Here is a 22,624-nt window from a genome sequence, read left to right as displayed (position 1 = left end):
TAGTACAAACACTACTACTTGCATAAAGGGTCTTGAAAGTTTACAGGGGGGCCTGTTAACGTTACTTATGTTAATCAGCCCGGGCTACCGTAAACCTCTTGCATAAAATTAAACATATAGACAGAATGACAATCCAATGCTGTCAGTGATTTTTCACCTTTCCTTATCTTAATAAGGTTCTCCCGAGTGCGGAAAAACATAATTAAACCCGAACTGTAAAGACGCGTAATGTGTTTTAGCCAGGTCGAACAATCCGGGGATATTATCCGCAAGCAGGTAAAAGTGAACATTTTTCATATAAGCGGAAAGCCCTGCCCCTATATTGGTCTGTGAAAATTTATCGGCGGTATACGTGACTTTTACTTCCAGCGATTTCATCAGTTTCCTGCTGAAAAACCCGGTAACGGAAGGTAAAGGCCCCCTGGGGCGGTTTACTATAAAAAACTGTGCCCCCACGGTGTTGACATAATTTTCATAATCGGTCAGGTAATACCGTTTTTTATTTCTCCTTATGCCGAAAGAATAACGGACGGAGCCGTTCAGTTTCCACGGTCGCATAAGCGTATACTTGTTGTGCAGCGTATCATAGGGCAATTGTTCCTCTATATCATTTCGAAGATCTTCCCAGTAATCCCTGACCTCTCCGGAACCATCTATAATAGAAGGAAATATCAGCTCTATTCCTTCCAGTTCATAACTTCCTTTAAGGCTGTAAGACTCCACATCTTCCGTATACCGGATAAATCCCAGGTCCTGCAGACTTCCCGTAACCGTCCATTGCTTAGCGGGGTGATACGTAAATCCGAAGTCCAGTCCCAGCCCCATATTTCCGCTGAACAGTGCACGGCTGCGCAATTCTTTCCAACCGTTCTTCACCTGGTTTCCATCTTCTTCTATTTCCCTCAGCGAAACATAGCCCGAAGTATGCAACACCGCATCCGAAACCACCCGGTGCCTGTAGAAGTTCTCTTCTCCGGTCTCGGTGACAAAATAGCCCGAATTGTCGGTGGAATTAAAATTAATCATTCCGGAATATAGCTTGGCACGGGCACCTACATACAAACGTTCGCTGACTTTTTTACGAACTCCGAAATGCAGCACCGTGAGCATTTCTGCTGAAGCGTTAAGATGCCCGAAATTAAAACGTTTGCCCAGATAGTCCCGGTTTCCTTCATGTGCCAGGATGGCCAGGTCTTTCGGCCAGTACATAAAAGCATCTGCTTCCTGGTACATCCCGAAAGAATAATAATACCTCCCCTTCCAGTTATTCTTGAAGCCTATATTAAATATTTCCAGTTGCTGGTTGACCATAACGGCATCGCGGGAAGATAAACGGAATAAAAGATCCCGTACCTTGTCGTTGAAGCTCACTTCATTATCGGCAAAAAGATCATATACCGAAAACCCGTCCGAACCAAAGCTTGCGCGAACTCCCGACAACAATGGTATTCCCGTATACCAGCGATTATCCACTTCGGCCCCCGGGTTCAGGAGCAGGGACTGGGGTATTCCGGTAAAATCATACAATACCGGTTTGTTCTGGCCTAAAGCAGAAAAGGAAACCATACTCCATAAAATTATCCGGTATATTTTTCTCATCCCTCTATATGTAAATAAAAGGTCCCTTTCGACTTTAATTTAACATAAGCTTCTTCATTCCTGTTTTCTAAATAGGGGATGGTTATATAAAAAATGATTTGGGTGACATTGGTAAGTTTATCGATATTTTCCTCCGTATAGATCAATTCTGCCACGGAACTCTCTTCTTCTCCGTTTGAAGGCGGCAGGGACATCGACAATTCGTCGAGGACTATATAATAATCGTCCAGTAGCTGTATGTCTACGGACAAGGACTGGCTGACGGTGCTTAAAGTCTCAAAATAAAGTTCCGCTTTTTCCAGGTTATCTACGGAAAAAGAATCGGAAAACAACTCTATGCGGGTAGTATCGGACAAAACCAGGGAAAAAGGAATGCTGTCCACTACAGGTACGGGAAGTTCAGAATGGACCAGGCTGCTCTCCACCACGGGGTTCATTTCAAATTCGTTTACCTGGTCAAAGTCCACATCCTTAAGACAGGATACCGTAATACAGCATACGGACAGTAACAGGAGAGCAATATACAGTGTCCTGAATCTCATTATAAATATTTTTTTATCTCCAGAAGGTCATGGATGGTAATAACTTCCTCTCCTCCCCTTTCTTTCCGGGTATTGTAATGGATCGCATGCATTCCCACTTTCATGGCCCCTTGTATATCGGCCACAAAATCATCACCGATCATTACGGAATTTTCCGCCTTTATACCTGCCCTTTGCAGGGCGTGTTCAAAAATGGCGGGATGCGGTTTTTTAACCCCTGCAGTTTCGGAATTGACCACATGTGTAAAATAAGTGTGGATCCCGGAATTAAACAGTTTTTTATCCTGCACCTTGTCAAAACCGTTGGTAATAATATGCAATCGGTATCCGGGCTTGAGATAAGACAATATTTCGGTGGTATGATCGAAGAGATGGTTGTATTTCGTAAGGTAACGGATATAATCTTCGGATAACTGGTCTATAAAGTTATGTTCTACCGATGCTCCCAGGGTAAAGAAAGTCTCCCTGAGCCTGCGGCGGCGCAGTTCTATCTGGTCTATCCTCCCTTCCCGGTACTCTTCCCAGCACTTGCGGTTCACCGGCACATATACCTCCAGGAAGTCTCCGAGAGGGATTCCCATACGATGTTTTTCCAGGAGATGTCCGAAAGTCAGTGCCGAGTTTTTTTCAAAATCCCACAGGGTGTGGTCCAGGTCAAAGAAGACATCCGTTATCTTGTTATTTCCTCTCCACTGTGTTGTACTCATTGAATTTCTTTTTGGTTGGCCTGTTGCCAGTGTTTTATTATTCATCCGTTCCATTTTCCGCAACATATGCTATCCACCGCATATATACATTCCGTAAATTCACCTGTGTTTCTTCTATCCACCTTTCGTTGGAAAATACGGTAATAAAATCCCCTCCTACCTGTTGTATTCTGCTATAGAGTTCCTGCATTTTTGCTATCGCCTTTTCTCCGCTTTCAAAGGCTGTCAGGGCAGAATCCTGGACACAAAACGGATTTATTTTCAACGGAAGCTGTATCTCGTAACTAATATCATAAAAATGAAAAGGGGTACAGGTTCCCGCCCGGAACCCCGGAAAATTGGAATATCCCATAGTATAATCTTCATTAAACCCGGCTTCTACCTCATCTTTAAAGGTATCGGGTATAAGGAGGCGGTTATAGCGGGCCCTTGCCCTTTTCACCGGCCTGTTAATAATATTTATCAGGCGTTTTCGCTCCTTCTTAAGCCGTGCCACATCATTTACGGCATAATACGACATCATAAGCGACACAATATGGTAATCAGCTACCGACTTAATCAGCGTCCGAAATGATCCCTTATTATAAGGTATGTTCTTGTCAAATGCCGAATAATCACCCAGCAGGAAGAAAAAGAGGGCTTCCGTTCCGTATTTTTTATGCGCCTCGATCAACTCCTCAAAATAGTCATAAGGGTCCTTTTTCAGTCCCAGTAACACCATGTATCTTTCCAGCACCTTGTTGATCTTAAAGGCAGTTATATCCATTAATGTCCCGGCCAGGGTACGGATAATTCCCTTTTTCCTGTAAGCATAGGCCACAGCAATATCCATAACCGAAACATACCCGGTTTTCCTTTTCCCGAAATTTTCTTCCGGGAACCTTTTGCTCAGGGCCACGGCTAATTTTCTTACCCAGTAATCGATGACCGGCACCTCCAGGAAACCGTGCTCCCAGGCAAGGCTTTCCCTGGCGGGATATCTTCCGTGCTCGTCTTTTACGTGGGGCAGATATTCCTCGTACCTGCTCAAAAGATAAAAACTGGCGGCAAAAATATCAAAAGGGATGCTTCCTTTATCCCCTATGCCGAAAAAGCAGGGGACATCTTCCCATGATTGCACATTGATTTCCAGGGTGGTAATGCCCTGTTCAAAAAGGATATCATGGCTGCGCACGAAAAACTCATTTTGCAGCGGATGCCGGGTATAGGTGATCTTCGGTCCCGTATGTGCAATGAAGTCTTCTACTTTGGCCGTTATGGCAACTTCTGTCTGAAGCATATTCTTAAAAACGTGCTTCATGATATAAGTAACCCTCGGCGTGATCTTATGTGTATAGACTAATAACATTCCTGTTCTTTCCGTTGGCATTTGACAGCTATGGCAACAACCACAGACCCGGCAAGCCCGTATACATACCTTTTCTCTGCGAATGCTTCAAAAACGGTATCTCGCATTCCGGGCTCACAGTATTCTCTGGTCCGCAAAACTGAAATAGTTTTCTTCCGTAATGATCAAATGATCCAGAACACTGATATCCAGGCTTTCGGAGGCTGTTTTCAGCTTTTGTGTGAGTTGTTTATCTGCTTCACTCGGCAGCAAAGTACCCGAAGGATGATTATGTACCAGTACTATGGCGGTAGCTCCCAGTTCGAGGGCGCGTTTCATCACCAGCCTAACATCTACCAATGTCCCCGTAATCCCTCCTTTGCTCAATTGAACATATTGTATGACCTTATTGGAATTGTTGAGATATATGATCCAGAACTCTTCATGAGGGAGTTCTCCCACTATGGGCTGCATAAGTTCAAATACCGATTTGCTGCTGATTATTTTCATCCGCTCCAGGGCCTCTTCCTTCCGTCGTCTCCTGCCCAGTTCGAGAGCAGCAGCAATAGTAATAGCCTTGGCATCCCCTATTCCTTTGAACTGTGTGAGCTGTCTTATGGAAAATTTCCCCAGTTCATTGAGGTTGTTATTTGCAGCAGACAATATCCGCTTGGAAAGTCCTACGGCACTTTCATCTTTATTGCCGCTTCCTAACAGTATGGCTATGAGTTCGGCATCGGTGAGTACTTCCCTGCCTTTCTGTGATAACTTTTCTCGTGGTCTGTCATCTTCTTTCCAGTTCTTTATGGAAAAGGATGCCGTTTTTTCCATGCGGTCGTATTTTGCATAAAGATAAAGTTTTTGATGGGATTTTTACAAATTTACCCACACATGAAAAACCCGTTTTAACCTTTACATACCATATGCAGCGATCGCTTCATAAAAATCGTCTTCATCTACTCCCATATGCTGACAGATCCATTTTGCGCCGGCAAGGTGATGCAATGCCAGTTCATCCGGCAGTTCGAGAGGCATCGGTCCTTCCGGTGTATCCAGTATAATAGCCCCGTTCTCCTCTTCGTATTCCGGTCGGCCGTACGGATGTTTGCGGATAGGATTTTCGGACGTTTCCACTATGGTTTTCAGTTTTTCATCTTCCTCGTTATAGACTGCAATGCCTCCCTTAACTATACGGTCTACAAAAATCCGGAAATGTTCTTCGGTTTCCGTTTCCGCACCCATTCCGCTTAACAGGGCAATATTGGGCCGGTACCAGTGAAATTCCGGGGTTTTATCCGTTTCAGACGAAGGCAGGTCATTACCCGTAAGAAGTATAAAGTCATTGTCTTTCGTAAGGTGTGCCGTATGCTCCGGTTCACCGGAGATTACATGGTCTACTTCCCTGTTGTGATATTCCAGCACGTGCAGTATTACGGATGCTATGGCAGCCCTTCCCGAATCGCCTCCTATAACTACCCGGGTCTTATAGCGGGCAAATTCATACAAGAATTCCGGAACGGAATAAATTTTTATTTCCAGATCAGCAGCTTTCAGCAATTCCGGGTGATCCGGTTTTACATGGGCCCCGGTTATTACTCCTTCCAGTCCGGTGTGTATCTGTCCGGCCGAAGGGGTCTCACCGGTTACCGGCCATCCCTCTTCTTCCATTTCGGATTTTTGCGCAGCGGAGATATCCTCACCACTGCCACTTACCACATATCCACATTCCCGCAGGGCGCGGGCAAGAGTATATAGTTTGTCTTCTCCTATTCCAATACAATGTAGATGCATACGAAATTTATTTCTGCGCGTAAAGGTAAAAAAGGAGATTTATAAAAGCACTAAAAAACGGGAAAACTCAGGTGGGATTAAGGCCGGAGGACAATAACTCACTTCCCGTTTTTTCCATAGATACTCGGAAGGGCAAGTTGAAATTTCACCGCCAGTAACCTTATGGCAATAACGATAAGAATGGATGCTATAAAAACCACATCATCGGATACCGGCAGTGACCTCAACAAAAAATAAGCCACTGCCCCCACTACACATGCGGTGGCATAGATCTCCCTATGGAAGATCACAGGGATATCATTACATAAAATATCGCGGACGACCCCTCCGAAGCAGGCGGTAATGGTGCCCAGAACAACGCACATTACGGCACTCAATTCCACTGCCAGACCTTTTTCTATCCCCACTAATGTATAAAGGCCTATTCCTATGGTATCAAAAAGAAAAAGGGACGTACGCAGATACTTCAGCTTTTCCTTAAAGATCAACGCAAAAATTACCGTTATGATAATTGTGTACATATATACATTGTCCTGGAGCCAGGTGACAGGTTCCGTTCCGATGAGGATATCGCGGATAGTTCCGCCCCCTACGGCCGTGACAAAAGCAATAATAAAAACGCCGAAAATATCCAGTTTTTTCTGCAAAGCCGCCAGAACGCCCGATATGGCAAAGGATACCACACCGAGAAGATCTATAACAAGGTAAAACATTCCAATTTGGGTTTATGGGTTTTCAGGCATCCGTTTGATTGGTCTATCTGCAGCGGATTGCTTCCGCTTCTACATTTTTTGAGTAAAATAATTATAATCCTTAAGTACCCTGTCTATAAATGAGTTCACATCCGGCTCCACCGCCTTCACCTGTATCACTTCTTCTATTTTTGTCTTCAGTTTCAGCATCACCAGTCTGTCCCTTGATTTTTTGGCTGACAAAAAGGTCTCTTTAATAATCCGTGTATCATTATCGGATAAACGGATCACGGAAGGATATACAGGCTGGTAGCCTTCCTGCAGGTTTTCCAGGATCGTGTGGTCTATGGTTACCTTGTTTTTCAGACTTATTACCGAAGTACCCGCTGTCATATCGCCCAGCCGCTGGCTTTTTTCACTGGCCACAATACTGATAATGGCAATGATACCACTAAGCATATTGATATCCACTATCCTGAGAAACCATCGGATGAGATAATCCGGGAACGAAGCCTGATAACCGTCTATTTTCACTACTTTAATCTTGAGCAGCCTCTTGCCGGGGGTTTGCCCTTCGAGCATGGATTCGAACAAAAGGGTATAGAATATAAAAGGCAGAAAGAAGATCAGTACAACAGCTATCTGCGACCATTGGTCCATTCCGCTCAGTAAACGGTCAAACGCCAGAAGCCGGAACAATATCTGGTAAACCACCACGGCATAGGCCACTTTTATGAGCATATCAATAATATAGGCAAGGATACGTTCTCCTACGGAAGCAGCAGTAAAACTGATATTAACGTTCTGGGTTGTATTTATTTGTAGTTCTGCCATATCACTGTCTTCTGATATTTAATCGCATGCGGAGCGGCAATTGCCGTATAGCATTATTTTTCACCTCTAAATTACTGTACCGGCAGTCATTGTATCCATCCCTTAAATCCGGTATATTTGAACAAAATAACCGTGCGCCCGATGTAAAAGTATCAGTTTTATTTTAACTTTACACTTTCAACACGCCTTATTTGACGTACTATCGCATGTCTCCGGCGGAACTACTCAATACCGCGAGCATTTAACCAGGACTATGAGAGAAGTAGCCTTCATAAAACAAAATAAAGAAAAATGGCTCAACTTTGAAAAAGCTGTTTTCAACCAACGGTTTAAAAACCCGGATGAGCTGGCCACTTTATACATCCATCTCATCAATGACCTGTCGTATGCCCAGACCTACTACCCGAAAAGCAAGGTCATAGCATATCTCAATCAACTGGCAGCCCGGGCCTTTCAGCGAATATACCGGACTAAACGACAGGAGACCAATCGATTCCTGTATTTTTTCCGGACGGAGGTCCCGATGACGGTATATCAGTACCGGAGATATTTTGCCTATGCCTTTATTCTCTTTTTTGCCTTTGCGGCCATCGGAGCCGTATCGGCTGCATATGACGATACTTTCGTACGCCTGATACTCGGGGACGGCTATGTAAACATGACCCTCGACAATATACAGAACGGGGACCCGGTAGCTGTTTACAAAAGCGGAAGTAACTGGGGCAGTTTCATAGGTATTACCATTAACAATATCTATGTAGGAATGCGGGCATTTGTCTATGGCATTTTCGGCGGACTCGGCACCGGGTGGATATTATTGCAAAACGGCATTATGCTGGGGGCATTTCAGTACATGTTCCAGGCCGAAGGAGTTTTGTGGGAAAGTGTCCGCGGCATATGGATACACGGTGCCATGGAAATATTTGCCATCGTAGTAACAGGTGCTGCCGGCTTTATTCTTGGTGCGGGCATACTCTTCCCTGGTACATATTCCAGAAAAACTTCCTTTAAAATGGCTTTTAAAGACGGGATAAAGATACTTCTCAGCACCTTTCCCTTCTTTGTTATGGCCGGTTTTCTGGAAGGTTTTGTTACCCGTTATTCCGCAGCCATGCCAAATGCGCTCTCGGTAACCATTATCCTTGCTACTCTTGCGTTCATTACCTTCTATTATATTTTTTATCCTTTTATGGTAACCAGAAAAATCAATCCGCATTTATGATACAGCTTTACAGGAAAAGGGATTTCGGGGAATTATTTTCCGATACGTTTGCTTTTATAAAGCAAAACGGAAAACATTTCTTCAAACATTTTTTCGTCATAAACGGAGGGTTTATACTGATTCTTATGGTACTTATGTACTTTTTCATAAAGGTTTATACCTCTTTAATGACATCGTCCTTCACCCCGGGCGGTGGCAGCCCCGATACGGCAATAGAGAATTACTTTAACAACAATGGTATCGTTGTCCTGATTTTTCTCTGTTTGTTTATAGCGGTTGCCGTTTTTGTGGCTTTTCTGACCTATACCTATACACCGGTATATATGCTGCTCTATTCCAGGAAAGGTTCCAATGACTTTACGGGAAAGGATATTGTTAAGGCTATAAAAGACAATATCGGTAAACTTATCATTTACATACTGGCTTCCGTATTATTGTCCCTGGCCGTTTTTCTCGGGGCAGGGATTGCCATGTTCATCCTGTTCATTACCATAATCGGAATATTTTTACTACCCGTTCTTTTAGGGGCCATCACGCTTACATATAACAATGCCCTGATGGAGTACCTTAATTCGGATAAAGGTGTATTTGACTGTTTCGGATATGGTTTTCAGTTAACCACCAAACGTTTCTGGACATCGGTAGGGTGTGTGGCTCTCTTTTATCTGATGGTACAGATCATTCAAGGTGCCGTTACGCTTATCCCCTACATGGCGGGTATTTTTTCCATTGTGATAAGCCCCTCCGGGCTGGATGCCAATGCCGAAGAAAATGCCATGTTATTTTTTACACTTATACTCTTTGTTTATTTGTTTGCTTTTCTTCTAAGTCTTCTGGGGAATACTGTCATACAAATAAACCAGGGTATTATCTATTTTAGTCTGAAAGAAGAAAGCGAAAATATAAACACCTCCTCGGTCATAGATCAGATCGGCCGGTCGGAGGATTAAAAAAATGGTGTTGAAGAAGTATTTTTTATCTTTTATTTTCTGTTTTTTCTTCGGCGCCCTGTCCTTTGCCCGGGAGACGGCGGACAGTTTGCGCATCGATAATTCTTCTCCGGAAAAAAGAACATTTCCGGAAGGCTTCGGACAACAATATTCAGGGCCCGAATACCAGTACGATACAACCAATGCCACGGGTTGGTTTACCCGTCTCAAAGAAGCGATCATTCAGTTCTTTATCGATCTCTTTAAGCTCAGTTCCAGGCACCAGGCAGAAAATATTGCCGATATTTTCCTGAAGGTTTTCTACATCCTGATTTTCATTGCCGTGGTCTATTTTATCGTCAGGGCCATTATGAACCGGGAAGGCCAATGGATTTTCCGCAAACCGTCCGACCGCAAGATCATCGCTGCCCGTGATATTGAAAACAATATTCACGCCACGGATTTTCATCAACTCGTGAGCGATGCCGTCTCCGGACAACATTACCGTGAAGCTGTCCGGTATTACTATCTGTGGCTGCTCAAAGAACTCTCGGGAAGGGAGCTGATCGATTATGATGCCGAAAAAACAAATTCCGATTACCTCCGGGAACTGGAAAACCACCGGTTACAAAAAGATTTCCGTTATGCCTCCTACCTCTACAATTATATCTGGTACGGGGAGTTTGACATAGACCGTACACAGTATGACAATGCCGCCCGTGCCTTTTCTGCGCTGATAAACTCCGTAAACCAATGAACAACAGGATAAAGTTATATACCGGGATTCTGGTTCTGCTGATCATTGTAGTGACCATATTCGAGTTTTCACGACCGGAGCCGGTAGACTGGAGCCCCACTTTTAATGAAAAGCATACCAAACCGTACGGACTCAAGGTATTGTACTCGGAATTACCATCTTTCTTTGCCGGGGGAGTAAAAGACGTAAAAGTATCCCCCTATGAATTTATTGCCGATCTGTGCGATCCGGTCGATTCTACCTATATTTCGGACAACAGTTACCTGTACATTAACAGGTATTATATACCCGACGAAACTTCTACCCGCGAACTCCTCAGATATGCCGCCGCCGGGAATACTGTATTTATCGCGTCCGAAAATATGCCTGCCGAACTACAGGATTCCCTGGGTTTTGCTTCCGAATATGATTTCAGTATGAAAAGCAAGGGAAAAATAACCCTTGCCAATTCCCGGTTGAAAAAAGATTCCATTCCTGTGGATAACGGCATGATGAGCACCTGTTTTTCCAAACTGGATTCCGTCAACACCACTGTTCTGGGATACCAGAATTTCGGGAAAGAAAAGATCAATTTTGTGAAGATAGCCTATGGGGACGGATATTTCCTGTTGCATACCTACCCCTATATATTTACCAATTATTATCTGTTAAAAGGTAATAATCATCAATATGTAGCGGATGTCCTCTCCTATCTGCCGCAGGGCGGACTTTATTTCGACTGCAAAGACCGGCTGAGTGCGGAACTGGGAAATTCCCCGCTCCGGTATATTTTATCACAACCGGCCCTGAGGTGGGCATGGTATATCGGTATGGCTGCATTACTGGTATTTATGATATTTAACGCCAAGAGAAAGCAACGTATTGTAAAAATTATTCCTCCCGTGGAGAACACAACTGTGGCCTTTACCAAAACCATAGGCAACCTGTATTACGAAACCAGGGACCACACCAACCTGGTAGATAAGAAGATCACCTATTTCCTGGAAAAGATACGCAGCGATTATTATTTGGAAACAAACGATTTAAACGATAAATTCGTTCGTAACCTGGCCGCAAAGACCGGCAAAAATAAAGATGTTATAAAAAAACTGGTAGACCGCATCATACGGCTCCAATCCAAACCCGATTGTACGGAACAGGACCTGCTGGAACTAAACCGGGCCATCGAACAATTTCATTCCCGGAACAATATCAGAAAAGAAAAATAAATATGAGCGAACAAGAACATAATCCTGAAGAAATTACGGGACAGAATATAAATCAGGACAGTGGAAACACCGAAATCCCGAAAGAAGAAAACAACACAGGAAAAACCTCTGCTTCCGGCGAACTGGAATTCCGGTCACGCATAGACCTCTCGGGGCTTCAGTCTGCCGTGGAACAGATCAGGGGGGAGCTTTCCAAAGTTATCGTCGGGCAGAAACATATGATAAACATGCTCATTACTGCATTGCTGGCTGACGGGCATGTTCTTATCGAGGGTGTTCCCGGTGTTGCCAAGACCATTACGGCAAAACTGCTCTCCAAAGCGCTGACGGTAGACTTCAGCCGGATCCAATTCACACCGGACCTGATGCCTTCCGACATACTCGGGACCTCGGTATTTGACCTGAAAAAATCGGAATTTGAATTTAAAAAAGGACCTGTATTCGCCAACATGCTCCTGATCGATGAGATAAACCGGGCACCTGCCAAAACCCAGGCCGCCCTCTTTGAGGTGATGGAAGAAAGGCAGATTACCATGGACGGACAGCGTTATGTCCTGGAGCCGCCTTTTATGGTGCTGGCCACCCAAAACCCGGTAGAACAGGAAGGAACATATCGGCTTCCGGAAGCACAACTCGACCGTTTTCTTTTTAAGATCAATGTGGCATACCCTTCCCTGGAAGAAGAAATAGAGATCATATCCAGGGAACATCAGCTCAAGGAAACCAAAAAAACGGATAAAGTAACAGCTTTCCTTACCAGGGAACAGGTATTTACCTATCAGAAACTGGTCAATGATGTCCTGGTAGAACCGCACTTGCTGAAGTACATAGCGGAACTGATTATCAATACCAGGAACAATCCGTTTTTATATCTCGGCGCTTCTCCGCGGGCATCTATTGCCATACTGAAAGCTTCCAAAGCCTATGCCGCAATTAACGGACGTGATTTTGTCACCCCCGAAGATATTAAAGAAGTGGCCGTCCCCGTACTGCAACACCGCATTATTATTACCCCGGAGCGGGAAATGGAGGGTGTAACCGGTAAACAGGTAATACAGCAGATCATACAGGCGGTTGAAATACCCCGGTAACGGAATAAACACAACTTAGAAAAAAGAGCATTGAAATTTTTAAAACCTCTATATCTTCAAAACCGTTTTTTTTACGGCTGTATAATCGTAATGGTCCTGTTCATTATCAGTTTCATTTTTAACAGGCTGTTTTTCCCTGCCCAATTAGGGCTTATTATTTTGCTGGCATTTACTTTTCTGGATATTCTCATTCTCTTTTTCACCAAAACAGGCATAAACGCAGAGCGGGTACTTCCGGAGAAATTGTCCAACGGCGATGAGAATCCCATAAAGATCAGCATAGACAATTACCATACTTTTCCCGTCTATGCCAGAATAATCGATGAAATTCCCGAACAATTCCAGGTGCGTAATTTCCGGATCGACCGGAAACTGGCTGCTTCGGCCACACATACCTTAGAATATGATCTGCGGCCTACCCAACGGGGCGAATATTATTTCGGGAAACTGAATATTTTTATCTCTTCTGCATTAGGGCTGGTCTCCAAACGGTATATTTTCTCAGACGATGCCATGGTGCCTACCTATCCCTCTTTTCTCCAGCTCCGAAAGTACGATCTTATGGCCTTTTCCCACCGTCTGCACCAGTACGGAATTAAAAAGATCCGCAGGATAGGCCATACCATGGAATTTGAGCAGATAAAAGAATATGTACAAGGGGATGATCTTCGCACGTTGAACTGGAAGGCTACCGCCAAGAAAAACCAGCTAATGGTAAACCAGTTCCAGGACGAAAAGTCGCAACCCGTTTATTCCGTAATAGACAAGGGACGCGTGATGAAAATGCCTTTCGAAGGGCTGAGCCTACTTGATTATGCCGTTAATGCCACCCTGGTAATCAGCAATGTTGTGCTAAAAAAACAGGATAAGGCGGGTATGTTCACCTTTTCCAAAAAAGTGGAAAATATTGTTGTGGCGGAACGACGGTCTTCCCAGATGGGGCTTATCCTGGAAACACTTTACAATATAGAAACAGATTTCTTTGAGTCGGATTTCAGCCGTTTATATGCCGATATTAAACGCAGTATTACCAACCGCAGCCTCATCCTGCTTTACACCAACTTTGAAACGCTGGACGGGCTTCACCGGCAGTTACCCTATTTAAAAGGTATCGCCAAAAACCACTTGCTCGTAGTTATTTTCTTTAAAAATACCGAACTCAATAATCTGATACAAAACCGGGCAGAAACCATTCAGCAGGTTTATGACAAGGTCATTGCAGAAAAATTTGCCTTCGAAAAACGGCTTATTGTCAATGAACTGAGAAAATACGGTATCTATTCCATATTAACCACACCGGAAAATCTTACTGTGGATACCATTAACAAATACCTGGAGATAAAAGCCAGGGGACTGTTATAACTATTATAGTTAAAACCGTAAGAGTTATGCCACGCCATTTAACGGGTCAGATTTTCCTTTAAAGATAAAGATCTTAATTTTGGTATTCGATTTTAACATACAAACAATATTCTGTGATGAAAATCAATTACGACAACCGGGTTTTCCGCCCCGTAAGTAATACGAAAAACGGAGAGACCTCTTCCGAAACCGTTTTTTTATATAAACAAGAGGGAAATATCCTGACTTCCGAATATAAAGGAGGAAAGATACGTTGCGGTCACCTGGTAGGAATAGTAGATTTCGAAGGAGTTATAGAAATGCGTTATCACCAGGTAAACACCTCGGGAGAGTTAATGACCGGCACATGCAGGTCTGTGCCTGAAATTCTATCCGATGGCAGGATAAGGCTCCACGAAACCTGGCAATGGACTTCGGGGGACGAATCCGAAGGGCATTCGGTAATTGAAGAGATTTTCCAAAAATAAAGGCGCGGAATTCCGCGCCTTACACATGTTCTTTTCTTATTTGGAACAAATTATATCTTTTCGTCCAGCCATGCTTTCATCATCCAGACGGTTTTTTCCTGTTCGGTAATGAAATCACTCATCATGGCGTTGGTACCTTCATCGCCGGCATCGTCAGATTCATCCAGGATGACCCGCTCTATTTTCAGCAATTCCGTTAATGAATCCACTACAAGCGTCACGGCAGCTACGTCCTGATGAATATTCTTACCAACCGGTACTTTTCCGGCTTTGATGTAATCCTCAAAAGTATGTAAAGGTGTACCTCCCAGGGTGAGTACCCTTTCCGCTATTAGGTCTATTTTTTCCTGACTGTCATTGTATAATTCCTCGAACTTGGGGTGAAGGTCAAAAAAGCGCTTTCCGCGTATATTCCAATGAATCCCTCTCAGGTTCTGATAGTACAGTTGAAAATTAGCCAGTAGATTATTGAGATCTTTTACCAGATTTCCGGTTTTTTTAACATCTAATCCTAAACTGTTTAGTTCCATAATAGTATGATTTTTAAGTTCCTTATCAATTTACAACAAATTTACGGATTATTTCAGAGGGAAGATGTATAACATTTATCAATAGTTTTTATATTTTTATCGAATAAAACTATGTAAAAAACAGGGAGAGAAAAGCTCAGAAAACAACAGGTTCCTCTTCTTTTACAGAGCATAATATACGACAATGACCATAACACAATTGCAATATGTACTGGCTGTGGCCGAGTACCAGAATTTTACGCTTGCCGCCGAAAAGAGCTTTGTTACCCAGCCCACCCTGAGCATGCAGATACAAAAGCTGGAAGACGAACTGGACATCCTGATTTTTGACCGTAGCAAAAAGCCCATCCAGCTTACGGAGGTCGGGAAAAAAATCGTTGCCCAGGCCAGGAATATTGTCAGTGAGTCCGGGCGGATCAAAGATATTGTTCACCAGGAGAAAGGATATATCGGCGGGGAATTTAAGCTGGGTATTATTCCGACGGTTATGCCAACCCTGCTCCCCATGTTCCTCAAAAATTTCATCAATAAATACCCCAAAGTCAATATAAAAATAGAGGAACAGAATACGGCAACCCTCATTCAAAAAATTACGGACGGGCACCTGGATGCCGCTATAGCCGCTACACCACTGGAAAACATCAATATCAAAGAGCGGGTATTGTACTATGAGCCTTTTGTGGCTTATATCCCCGAGGATCACCGCCTGCACTCCAATATGAAAATCGATACGGCCGATCTGAAGATAGAAGATGTCCTGCTTCTCGAGGACGGACACTGCTTCCGTGACGGGGTTATCAACCTGTGCCATGCCGAAAAAGATTTTAAAGACGATCGTTTTCAACTGGAAAGCGGAAGTTTTGAAACCATGATAAGACTGGCCGATGAAGGGATGGGAATGACATTACTACCTTACCTTCATACCCTCGGGCTCAATGAAAAAGAAAAAAAACACCTTCATTTTTTCAACGATCCCAGCCCGGCAAGGGAAGTTAGCCTCATTTATCACAAAAGCGAGCTCAAACTACATATTATCGAGGCCCTGAAAGAAGTGATCGCCGGTGTCATACGCGGTGCCATTGCTTTTCAGAATGTACAGATCATTAGCCCTTTAGGTAAAAAATAATGAAAAGTGAGAGGTAGCTATGAAGTTTTTTAGTTGGTAGTTATGTTGTTTCAAAGTAACAACAGTTCCTATCTGAAAAAATCCGCTTTTCCGTATTTCTATAGGTGTTATCTTTCGGATAGTAGTGAATATTTCCGGTTCCGGGTTATAAATAATCGCTCCTTCCCAACCAGCTCGAAGGCTATTAACAACAAACCAAAGAATTCCCGCAGGATTCCTGCCTGGCCCCGGAACTTTTGTACCGGTCCTGAATAATAATACTACCCTTTTAAAACAAAAAATCCCGCTTTTGCGGGATTCAGATTTTTATGACCTGAGATAAATTAGACATTGTGATAGTTCAGGTTTTCCGGATATAAACTGATCAAGCCAGATTTTTAATTCTTCCAGTTCATATGGTAATAATCGGTGAACCGCTTTTTCTACCTCTTTACAAAAGAGAACGGAATCAAAGCTCACTTTCTGGAGTACGACTTGGGTATACTCATACATAGCTCTTGCCATAATTATGAACGTTTTTAGGGTTAGTGACCCGGCACCGGGCCGGGTAATAATTATATCAAATATAACGATTTTTCCATACCGATTATTTCAGGCAATCGTTAAATATTTACTAATTAACTGATTTGCAAAATCATGCATACATATTTCTACCCGGATTTCCATAACATATAAAACCGTTACTTTTCCAGGCGGTCTTTCACATATTCTATCTTGGTCTTCCCATGTGGTTTGGGTTTACCGTCATCGCCGAGATTTACCATAACTATCCTTTCTATGGAAATAATGGTTGCCCTGGTCATTTTATTTCTCACCTCACACCGGAGGGCCAAGGAGCTTTTACCGAAGTTAACCACATCAATACCTATTTCTACAATATCGCCCTCCCTGGCCGAGTCGATAAAATTGATATCGGACATGAATTTGGTGACTACCTTTTTATTTTCCAGTTGAATAATGGCATATAATGCAGCTTCTTCGTCTATCCACTGCAAGAGGCGCCCCCCGAAAAGGGTTCCATTCGGGTTCAGGTCTTCGGGTTTTACCCATTTACGGGTGTGAAATCTCATAGTTGTCGCATTATGATTATCCTCTAAAATTATTTATTTTGCACGAGATAACCTAACAGAACCACCGGATGTTTTCCGGGGTCACAAACCAGAAACAGGAAATATTGGAACTGAAGAATAACACAACTCCGCTATCGTCCTCCGAATTAAAGGAATTTCTCGATGCCAAAGCGGCAGAATACAATAAACCCGATTTTATTGATACGGACCCTATACAGGTCCCTCATGCCTTTACACGTAAGGAAGATATAGAAATAGCCGGATTTCTTGCTGCCACCATTGCCTGGGGAAACCGTAAAAGCATTATTAACAATGCCCGCAAGATGATGGCCCTTATGGGAGATGCTCCTTACGATTTTGTAATGTCGCACAAAGCGGATGACCTGGAAAAGCTGAATACGTTTGTGCACCGCACTTTTAACGGAACGGACCTGAAGTGCTTTGTGCAGTCCCTGAGACATATATATGGCAGACACGGGGGACCGGAAACCGTTTTTGCCAAATACGCCGGAGAAGGAGGACTGCAGCATGCCATTCATCATTTTAAAAAATCATTTTTTGAGATCCCGCATTTACCCAGAACAGAGAAACATGTTTCCGATCCTTTAAAAGGTTCTTCCGCCAAACGCATTAATATGTTCCTCAGGTGGATGGTAAGAAATGATAATACCGGCGTGGATTTCGGTATCTGGAAACAACTATCCCCTTCCCAGCTTTCCTGCCCCCTGGATGTGCATTCGGGCAATGTGGCAAGGAAGCTGGGGTTACTGAAAAGAAAACAAAATGATGCCAGGGCACTGACAGAACTGGACGGCAACCTTAGAGAACTGGACCCCTCCGATCCGGTAAAATACGATTTTGCACTGTTTGGTCTCGGGGCCTTTGAAAAATTCTAGGCCTGTCCTTGAATGTACCGGTCTTCAAAAGGATTAAAACTATCCGCTCCGGTGATCCCCGCACGTAGGGGATTGCCCTGACTTTTAAAAATCGTCGCCCGGGTTAATGGAGTACCGGCTTAAACGGTTCAGGGCAAATTTGCAAAGTTCCGGGTATTGTTTCTTGATAATTTATAGTAATTTAGGTGCAGCCCAAATAGCTCAGTAACCCGTTAAAAATCACTTTATGAAAATGAGAAATACCCCCTTCCTTTTATTGCTGTTCTTCTGTTCCCTTTTATTCGCTCAAAAACGCACTATTCCGGCCGATACTACGGTTACTACCACCCATGAGGTAACAGTCAACGGCAACCGCTTTTCCTATACTGCCACTACAGGCACTCAACCGGTTTGGGACGAAGGCGGCAACCCTACGGCTACTTTATATTATACTTATTACGAGAGAAACGGAATAAAGGACAGGGCCTCCAGACCCCTGGTCATTTCCTTTAACGGGGGACCGGGATCAGCTTCCGTGTGGATGCATATTGCATATACCGGTCCCCGCCTGCTGAACATCGATGACGAAGGATACCCGGTACAACCTTACGGCATTAAGGAAAATCCGTATTCTATCCTCGACGTTGCAGATATCATATATGTAAATCCTGTAAACACCGGCTATTCCCGGCTCATCGGGACCGAAGACAAAGAAGTGAAAAAATCCGATTTCTTCGGGGTGAATGCCGATATCAAATATCTCGCGGAATGGCTGAATACTTTTGTCTCCCGGTCAAACCGCTGGCAATCGCCGAAGTACCTGATTGGTGAAAGCTATGGCACAACCCGCGTTTCCGGACTTGCCCTTGCCCTGCAAAACCAGCAGTGGATGTACCTAAACGGCGTTATCCTGGTGTCCCCGACCGAACTGGGCATCAAGAGGGACGGTCCTGTGGAAACAGCCAATCGCCTGCCATATTTTGCCGCAGCCGCATGGTTTCACAAGATGCTGCCCCCCGACCTGCAACAGAAAAAACTCGAAGAAATACTGCCGGAGGTAGAACATTATACGATCAAAGAACTTCTCCCCGCACTGGCACAGGGAGGACATCTGGATGACGCACAGAAAAAATCTGCCGCCTCAAAAATGGCCAGGTATTCCGGCTTATCCGAAAAGGTATTGTTACAGCACAATCTCAACGTATCTTATGGCTTTTTCTGGAAAGAGCTTCTCCGGGATAAAGGCTATACCATAGGCCGGCTGGATTCCCGTTATCTCGGCATAGACCGTGAAGATGCGGGAGATTCCCCCGATTACAATGCAGAACTTACCTCCTGGCTGCACTCCTTTACCCCCGCTATAAACTATTACGTGAGGGAGCACCTTAATTTCAAAACTGATGTCAAGTACAATATGTTCGGACCGGTCCACCCATGGGACAGGTCGAATGACAATACCGGAGATGACTTGAGGCAGGCAATGGCGCAAAATCCTTACCTGAAAGTCATGGTGCAATCCGGGTATTTTGACGGGGCATGTACGTATTTCAATGCCAAGTATACCATGTGGCAAATGGACCCTGCAGGAAAATTTGCCGACCGCATGCGTTTTGAGGCCTACCACAGCGGACACATGATGTACCTGCGTAAGGAAGACCTCAAAACCGCTAATGACCATATCCGCGAATTCATACAGAACTCCCTGCCGGGAAAGAACGTACCGGCCAGGTACTAATGCCAAATCATACCCGTTTATGCTGAAGTCCTTGTTCTCCAGGAAAAAATCCGCTCCCTACCGTTACGGCATAGCACTCGGTGGAGGTGGTGCCCGGGGATTTGCACATCTCGGTGTTCTCAAAGCTTTGGAGGAAATTGGCATTAAACCGGACATGATATCCGGAGTAAGTGCAGGGGCCATTGTGGGCGCTTTTATCGCAGGTGGTTTTTCTCCCGAAGAAGTTTTTGACATTATGAAGGAGAACAGACTGGGAAACTTTACCAGTATACAATTCCCCAGGGACGGGCTTCTTAATTTTGATAAGCTCCGGCATACTATTGCCCGCTATATCCCGGCCAAAAATATAGAAGACCTTCCCATCCCTTTCTATGCAGCAGCATCCAACCTTAATGATGGCATTATAGAATATTTTGACAAAGGTGACCTGGGAAAAATAGTACAGGCTTCCTCATCTATTCCCATATTGTTTTCACCGGTCAAAATAAATGGCAAAAAATATGTAGACGGCGGTATTTTTGACAACATCCCCATCGCCCCCCTGAAGGGTAAATGCGATACTATCATAGCCATAAATATCACCCCGCCTCATAAAGCGGATAAGCTGAATAACCTGATAGATATTGCCACAAGGACATTTCACCTGAGTGTAGAATCCACGTCTTTCCGGAAAAAAGAAGAATGTGATATTTATATAGAACCGCCGGAACTGTATAACTATCCTATACTGGATGCTTCGAAAGCAGAGAAAATGTTCCTTATAGGATATGAGTATACCAAACTACTGGAAGTGCTTCCCCCGGAATAGTGTCCGGGCGTTAATTAAACCTGACATTACTGTATTTGGCATGAACGGTGATCTGCCCGTCGGAATCACCTTCCCTGGTATTGCCCCTGATTACCTTATTGTCCGTATTTCCGGAAGTCGAGACCTTCAGGCCTGCGGGTATTTTTATATCAGAATTTTCACTGTTCACGGAAATCCGGAAACCGGCTTGGGGCAATGTAATTACGGCAGTAGCATTATCCAGCATAAGGTCCAGGTTCCGGAAATCTTTTCCTATTTTATTGATCTGTAAATTTCCTAACGTTCCCTGTATATGCCCGGTATACAGTAGGTTATTTACCGTTACGTCGGACGCCTTGGATATAAGATTCATGCTTGTAACGTTTTCCAGGGCTACTTTCTTTACATAATTTACCTTCAGGGTTCCCCCGTTCCAGTTGTGGACCAGAACGGGAGCATATGAAGTTTCTATAGACGTATCCTCACCTTTTACCTTATTGGCAAGCAGGCTCGCATGAGAAAGGGTAGCCTTTATGTTCTCGGAATTCTCTGCCAGTTTAACCTCCCCGTGACGTACGTTCATTTTCAGTTTCGCTTCTTTCGGTATCCGGATAAGAATACTTTTCCGGATCTTTATATGTTGTTTACCGGATTGCCCGTTCTGCATCTTCATTTCTCCCTTGCTTCCGTCGTCTGAAAAATAGAATATTTTCATGTTCTTCTGGGTCTCCTTGACATGTGCCTTTATTTCTTCGGCATTTAATTGCATTTCCTTAGCGTTTAATCGCATTTCTTCGGAACGCTCTTCCATTTCTCTTTTCCATTCCTCCATATTTTCCCTGAAATCTTCGTCGAAAATATTCTTCATTTTCTTTTTCCATTCCTCCAAATAGGCATCGCCTTCTTTCCGGTATGCTTCATAATCAAAAGTAAGACCTGACATATCCGGCATTTTGGGCGGAACCGGAGGTACGGGGGGAATGGGTAATTCTATGGGTTCCGGCATTTCAGGGATCTCGGGGAAAGCAGACAGTACAAATACATTACCGGGTTTTGTTGACACCTGTATTTTGTTTTTATCTCCGGTAGCCCGAAAGTCCCAGCTTTTAAAATATTTCTCTGCTTCTTCCCTGTTGAGTCCTTCCACATCTATGGTCGCGACGACCTCAACCGTATTTTTCTCCCACGTCTCAAATTGTACATCGGAATGGCTGGTATTTACTTCAACCGTTACGTCCTTGTTTACCGGAAAGTTTTCCCGGAAAGTTTTAGACTCTTTCTGCGCTTGTACCTGCAGGGCAAAAAACCCCAGCAGCAATGCGCTAAACCTGTAAATCGGATATTTCTTCATTGTTTTTGTTCTTTAATTCCTGTAATTTGTCTTTCAGGCGGTACAGCAATTGCAGCCGCATTTTCAAATTGTCTATCAGAGCAACAACCGTCTGCTCGTTGGGCCCTATATCGTTCAGTTCCCGGTTTAATGTCTGATATTCCTCATTAAGTTCGCCAAGCCTGGCCATATATTCATCAAAAAGCTGCTTGTTCGCATCGTCAATTTCCACCTGGGATAATTCCCAGTTAATAGCAGTCACATAATATTCCTCTACTTTTTTCAGGTCGGGAGAAAGGTCTCCGAGCGATAACCTGTTGGCATCATTTACCGGATTCTGTTTATCCGTAACTACCGGGGTACCCTCTGCAACAGCACCCTTTTGTTTTATCCCGAAAAAAAGAACAGCGGTAATGCCTCCCACGATTAAAAAAGAAGCGGCGATTTTCCAAACCTTGCCCAATCCGAAATGTACCCGTCTTACTTTCCTTTCCGGCAATTCACGCTCTAACCTGGCCAGAAAACGTTCTTCATGATCTTCCGGCATCTTCTCCCGTTCCTTATATCCCTTTTCCAGTAATTCCCTGATGTCTTTCATTTGACCGTCCTTTTTACTTTATTCTCAATACAGATTATTCCCCCG

24 protein-coding genes are annotated in these 22,624 nt (G+C 43.9%); 11 read left to right on the top strand and 13 right to left on the bottom strand.

The features are described from left to right. Nucleotides 1–168 precede the first annotated feature (168 nt). From ED312_RS12265 to ED312_RS12225, 8 genes are all read right to left on the bottom strand, one after another. Nucleotides 169–1,599 carry a DUF5723 family protein gene (locus tag ED312_RS12265; RefSeq protein ID WP_123216312.1) on the bottom strand — a complete coding sequence of 477 codons (1,431 nt, stop codon included), beginning with the start codon at nt 1,597–1,599 and terminating at the stop codon, nt 169–171. Continuing rightward, nucleotides 1,596–2,141 (bottom strand): hypothetical protein, encoded by a 546-nt coding sequence (locus ED312_RS12260; protein ID WP_123216311.1) that lies wholly within the window; start codon nt 2,139–2,141, stop codon nt 1,596–1,598. Before ED312_RS12260 ends, ED312_RS12265 begins: the two co-directional genes overlap by 4 nt. Further along, complete coding sequence (locus ED312_RS12255) at nt 2,141–2,848, bottom strand: YjjG family noncanonical pyrimidine nucleotidase (protein ID WP_123216348.1); 708 nt, start codon at nt 2,846–2,848, stop codon at nt 2,141–2,143. The genes ED312_RS12260 and ED312_RS12255 overlap by 1 nt, the downstream gene beginning before the upstream one ends. 37 nt (nt 2,849–2,885) lie before the next feature. Continuing rightward, nucleotides 2,886–4,148 carry a polysaccharide deacetylase family protein gene (locus tag ED312_RS23770; RefSeq protein WP_240643094.1) on the bottom strand — a complete coding sequence of 421 codons (1,263 nt, stop codon included), beginning with the start codon at nt 4,146–4,148 and terminating at the stop codon, nt 2,886–2,888. 162 nt (nt 4,149–4,310) lie between these two features. After that, the gene (gene radC / locus ED312_RS12240; RefSeq protein WP_123216308.1) at nt 4,311–5,006 is read right to left on the bottom strand and encodes a RadC family protein; all 696 of its coding nucleotides are present in this window, start codon (nt 5,004–5,006) and stop codon (nt 4,311–4,313) included. A gap of 81 nt (nt 5,007–5,087) precedes the next feature. Beyond that, complete coding sequence (locus ED312_RS12235) at nt 5,088–5,966, bottom strand: Mur ligase domain-containing protein (RefSeq protein WP_123216307.1); 879 nt, start codon at nt 5,964–5,966, stop codon at nt 5,088–5,090. A gap of 98 nt (nt 5,967–6,064) precedes the next feature. Beyond that, nucleotides 6,065–6,679 carry a trimeric intracellular cation channel family protein gene (locus ED312_RS12230; protein ID WP_123216306.1) on the bottom strand — a complete coding sequence of 205 codons (615 nt, stop codon included), beginning with the start codon at nt 6,677–6,679 and terminating at the stop codon, nt 6,065–6,067. A 69-nt stretch (nt 6,680–6,748) separates the two neighbouring features. Beyond that, nucleotides 6,749–7,492 carry an RDD family protein gene (locus tag ED312_RS12225; protein ID WP_123216305.1) on the bottom strand — a complete coding sequence of 248 codons (744 nt, stop codon included), beginning with the start codon at nt 7,490–7,492 and terminating at the stop codon, nt 6,749–6,751. Between the two features lie 253 nt (nt 7,493–7,745). On the opposite strand from ED312_RS12225, the gene ED312_RS12220 reads away from it, so the two are divergent. The 7 genes from ED312_RS12220 (at nt 7,746) to ED312_RS12190 (ending at nt 14,528) form a co-directional block, all read left to right on the top strand. Further along, the gene (locus tag ED312_RS12220) at nt 7,746–8,714 is read left to right on the top strand and encodes a stage II sporulation protein M (protein WP_123216304.1); all 969 of its coding nucleotides are present in this window, start codon (nt 7,746–7,748) and stop codon (nt 8,712–8,714) included. After that, entirely contained in the window at nt 8,711–9,664 is a 954-nt protein-coding gene (locus tag ED312_RS12215) for a hypothetical protein (RefSeq protein ID WP_123216303.1), read from the top strand. The genes ED312_RS12220 and ED312_RS12215 overlap by 4 nt, the downstream gene beginning before the upstream one ends. A 10-nt stretch (nt 9,665–9,674) precedes the next feature. Then, nucleotides 9,675–10,400 carry a DUF4129 domain-containing protein gene (locus ED312_RS12210; RefSeq protein ID WP_170164505.1) on the top strand — a complete coding sequence of 242 codons (726 nt, stop codon included), beginning with the start codon at nt 9,675–9,677 and terminating at the stop codon, nt 10,398–10,400. Continuing rightward, entirely contained in the window at nt 10,397–11,608 is a 1,212-nt protein-coding gene (locus ED312_RS12205; RefSeq protein ID WP_123216301.1) for a DUF4350 domain-containing protein, read from the top strand. Before ED312_RS12210 ends, ED312_RS12205 begins: the two co-directional genes overlap by 4 nt. Before the next feature lie 2 nt (nt 11,609–11,610). Continuing rightward, complete coding sequence (locus ED312_RS12200; protein WP_123216300.1) at nt 11,611–12,699, top strand: AAA family ATPase; 1,089 nt, start codon at nt 11,611–11,613, stop codon at nt 12,697–12,699. Nucleotides 12,700–12,789: 90 nt separating this feature from the next. Further along, nucleotides 12,790–14,061 carry a DUF58 domain-containing protein gene (locus ED312_RS12195; protein WP_123216299.1) on the top strand — a complete coding sequence of 424 codons (1,272 nt, stop codon included), beginning with the start codon at nt 12,790–12,792 and terminating at the stop codon, nt 14,059–14,061. A gap of 116 nt (nt 14,062–14,177) precedes the next feature. Next, nucleotides 14,178–14,528: a n-acetylglutamate synthase gene (locus ED312_RS12190; protein ID WP_123216298.1), complete on the top strand. Its 351-nt coding sequence runs from the start codon at nt 14,178–14,180 to the stop codon at nt 14,526–14,528. 50 nt (nt 14,529–14,578) lie between these two features. Here ED312_RS12190 and ED312_RS12185 read toward each other — a convergent pair whose 3' ends face one another. Continuing rightward, the gene (locus ED312_RS12185; RefSeq protein WP_123216297.1) at nt 14,579–15,058 is read right to left on the bottom strand and encodes a Dps family protein; all 480 of its coding nucleotides are present in this window, start codon (nt 15,056–15,058) and stop codon (nt 14,579–14,581) included. Between the two features lie 184 nt (nt 15,059–15,242). Here ED312_RS12185 and ED312_RS12180 point away from each other — a divergent pair, with 184 nt between their 5' ends. After that, nucleotides 15,243–16,184, top strand: coding sequence for a LysR substrate-binding domain-containing protein (locus ED312_RS12180; RefSeq protein ID WP_123216296.1), 942 nt, complete (start codon nt 15,243–15,245; stop codon nt 16,182–16,184). A gap of 306 nt (nt 16,185–16,490) precedes the next feature. Here the strand turns inward: ED312_RS12180 and ED312_RS24250 are convergent, their stop codons facing one another. Beyond that, nucleotides 16,491–16,688: a hypothetical protein gene (locus ED312_RS24250; RefSeq protein WP_123216295.1), complete on the bottom strand. Its 198-nt coding sequence runs from the start codon at nt 16,686–16,688 to the stop codon at nt 16,491–16,493. Between the two features lie 176 nt (nt 16,689–16,864). Then, complete coding sequence (locus tag ED312_RS12170; protein ID WP_123216294.1) at nt 16,865–17,254, bottom strand: acyl-CoA thioesterase; 390 nt, start codon at nt 17,252–17,254, stop codon at nt 16,865–16,867. Between the two features lie 104 nt (nt 17,255–17,358). On the opposite strand from ED312_RS12170, the gene ED312_RS12165 reads away from it, so the two are divergent. The 3 genes from ED312_RS12165 to ED312_RS12155 all read left to right on the top strand — a co-directional run bounded on the left by ED312_RS12165 (nt 17,359) and on the right by ED312_RS12155 (nt 20,672). Then, nucleotides 17,359–18,150: a TIGR02757 family protein gene (locus ED312_RS12165; protein WP_240643093.1), complete on the top strand. Its 792-nt coding sequence runs from the start codon at nt 17,359–17,361 to the stop codon at nt 18,148–18,150. 232 nt (nt 18,151–18,382) lie between these two features. After that, nucleotides 18,383–19,864: a S10 family peptidase gene (locus ED312_RS12160; RefSeq protein WP_123216347.1), complete on the top strand. Its 1,482-nt coding sequence runs from the start codon at nt 18,383–18,385 to the stop codon at nt 19,862–19,864. 19 nt (nt 19,865–19,883) lie between these two features. Further along, the gene (locus tag ED312_RS12155; RefSeq protein WP_123216292.1) at nt 19,884–20,672 is read left to right on the top strand and encodes a patatin-like phospholipase family protein; all 789 of its coding nucleotides are present in this window, start codon (nt 19,884–19,886) and stop codon (nt 20,670–20,672) included. A gap of 10 nt (nt 20,673–20,682) precedes the next feature. Here the strand turns inward: ED312_RS12155 and ED312_RS12150 are convergent, their stop codons facing one another. Both ED312_RS12150 and ED312_RS12145 read right to left on the bottom strand, forming a co-directional pair. Next, a complete protein-coding gene (locus ED312_RS12150) occupies nt 20,683–22,002 on the bottom strand; it encodes a hypothetical protein (RefSeq protein ID WP_123216291.1) in 1,320 nt (439 codons plus the stop codon). Continuing rightward, nucleotides 21,974–22,579, bottom strand: a complete 606-nt coding sequence (locus ED312_RS12145) for a hypothetical protein (RefSeq protein WP_240643092.1) — start codon at nt 22,577–22,579, stop codon at nt 21,974–21,976. The genes ED312_RS12150 and ED312_RS12145 overlap by 29 nt, the downstream gene beginning before the upstream one ends. Nucleotides 22,580–22,624: the final 45 nt, after the last annotated feature.

The organism is Sinomicrobium pectinilyticum (assembly GCF_003725735.1).
GTDB lineage: Bacteria > Bacteroidota > Bacteroidia > Flavobacteriales > Flavobacteriaceae > Sinomicrobium > Sinomicrobium pectinilyticum.
This window is presented reverse-complemented; position numbering and strand designations above follow the sequence as displayed.

What these genes read in the sequence shown, in the direction of transcription:
- ED312_RS12180 (WP_123216296.1), top strand. Translation starts at nt 15,243, where the DNA reads ATGACCATAACACAATTGCAATATGTACTGGCTGTGGCCGAGTACCAG.
- ED312_RS12260 (WP_123216311.1), bottom strand. Translation starts at nt 2,141, where the DNA reads ATGAGATTCAGGACACTGTATATTGCTCTCCTGTTACTGTCCGTATGC.
- ED312_RS12185 (WP_123216297.1), bottom strand. Translation starts at nt 15,058, where the DNA reads ATGGAACTAAACAGTTTAGGATTAGATGTTAAAAAAACCGGAAATCTG.
- ED312_RS12255 (WP_123216348.1), bottom strand. Translation starts at nt 2,848, where the DNA reads ATGAGTACAACACAGTGGAGAGGAAATAACAAGATAACGGATGTCTTC.
- ED312_RS12145 (WP_240643092.1), bottom strand. Translation starts at nt 22,579, where the DNA reads ATGAAAGACATCAGGGAATTACTGGAAAAGGGATATAAGGAACGGGAG.
- ED312_RS24250 (WP_123216295.1), bottom strand. Translation starts at nt 16,688, where the DNA reads ATGGCAAGAGCTATGTATGAGTATACCCAAGTCGTACTCCAGAAAGTG.
- ED312_RS12195 (WP_123216299.1), top strand. Translation starts at nt 12,790, where the DNA reads ATGGTCCTGTTCATTATCAGTTTCATTTTTAACAGGCTGTTTTTCCCT.
- ED312_RS12215 (WP_123216303.1), top strand. Translation starts at nt 8,711, where the DNA reads ATGATACAGCTTTACAGGAAAAGGGATTTCGGGGAATTATTTTCCGAT.
- ED312_RS12205 (WP_123216301.1), top strand. Translation starts at nt 10,397, where the DNA reads ATGAACAACAGGATAAAGTTATATACCGGGATTCTGGTTCTGCTGATC.
- ED312_RS12235 (WP_123216307.1), bottom strand. Translation starts at nt 5,966, where the DNA reads ATGCATCTACATTGTATTGGAATAGGAGAAGACAAACTATATACTCTT.
- ED312_RS12160 (WP_123216347.1), top strand. Translation starts at nt 18,383, where the DNA reads ATGAGAAATACCCCCTTCCTTTTATTGCTGTTCTTCTGTTCCCTTTTA.
- ED312_RS23770 (WP_240643094.1), bottom strand. Translation starts at nt 4,148, where the DNA reads ATGAAGCACGTTTTTAAGAATATGCTTCAGACAGAAGTTGCCATAACG.
- ED312_RS12265 (WP_123216312.1), bottom strand. Translation starts at nt 1,599, where the DNA reads ATGAGAAAAATATACCGGATAATTTTATGGAGTATGGTTTCCTTTTCT.
- ED312_RS12155 (WP_123216292.1), top strand. Translation starts at nt 19,884, where the DNA reads ATGCTGAAGTCCTTGTTCTCCAGGAAAAAATCCGCTCCCTACCGTTAC.
- ED312_RS12150 (WP_123216291.1), bottom strand. Translation starts at nt 22,002, where the DNA reads ATGAAGAAATATCCGATTTACAGGTTTAGCGCATTGCTGCTGGGGTTT.
- radC (WP_123216308.1), bottom strand. Translation starts at nt 5,006, where the DNA reads ATGGAAAAAACGGCATCCTTTTCCATAAAGAACTGGAAAGAAGATGAC.
- ED312_RS12225 (WP_123216305.1), bottom strand. Translation starts at nt 7,492, where the DNA reads ATGGCAGAACTACAAATAAATACAACCCAGAACGTTAATATCAGTTTT.
- ED312_RS12190 (WP_123216298.1), top strand. Translation starts at nt 14,178, where the DNA reads ATGAAAATCAATTACGACAACCGGGTTTTCCGCCCCGTAAGTAATACG.
- ED312_RS12230 (WP_123216306.1), bottom strand. Translation starts at nt 6,679, where the DNA reads ATGTTTTACCTTGTTATAGATCTTCTCGGTGTGGTATCCTTTGCCATA.
- ED312_RS12200 (WP_123216300.1), top strand. Translation starts at nt 11,611, where the DNA reads ATGAGCGAACAAGAACATAATCCTGAAGAAATTACGGGACAGAATATA.
- ED312_RS12170 (WP_123216294.1), bottom strand. Translation starts at nt 17,254, where the DNA reads ATGAGATTTCACACCCGTAAATGGGTAAAACCCGAAGACCTGAACCCG.
- ED312_RS12220 (WP_123216304.1), top strand. Translation starts at nt 7,746, where the DNA reads ATGAGAGAAGTAGCCTTCATAAAACAAAATAAAGAAAAATGGCTCAAC.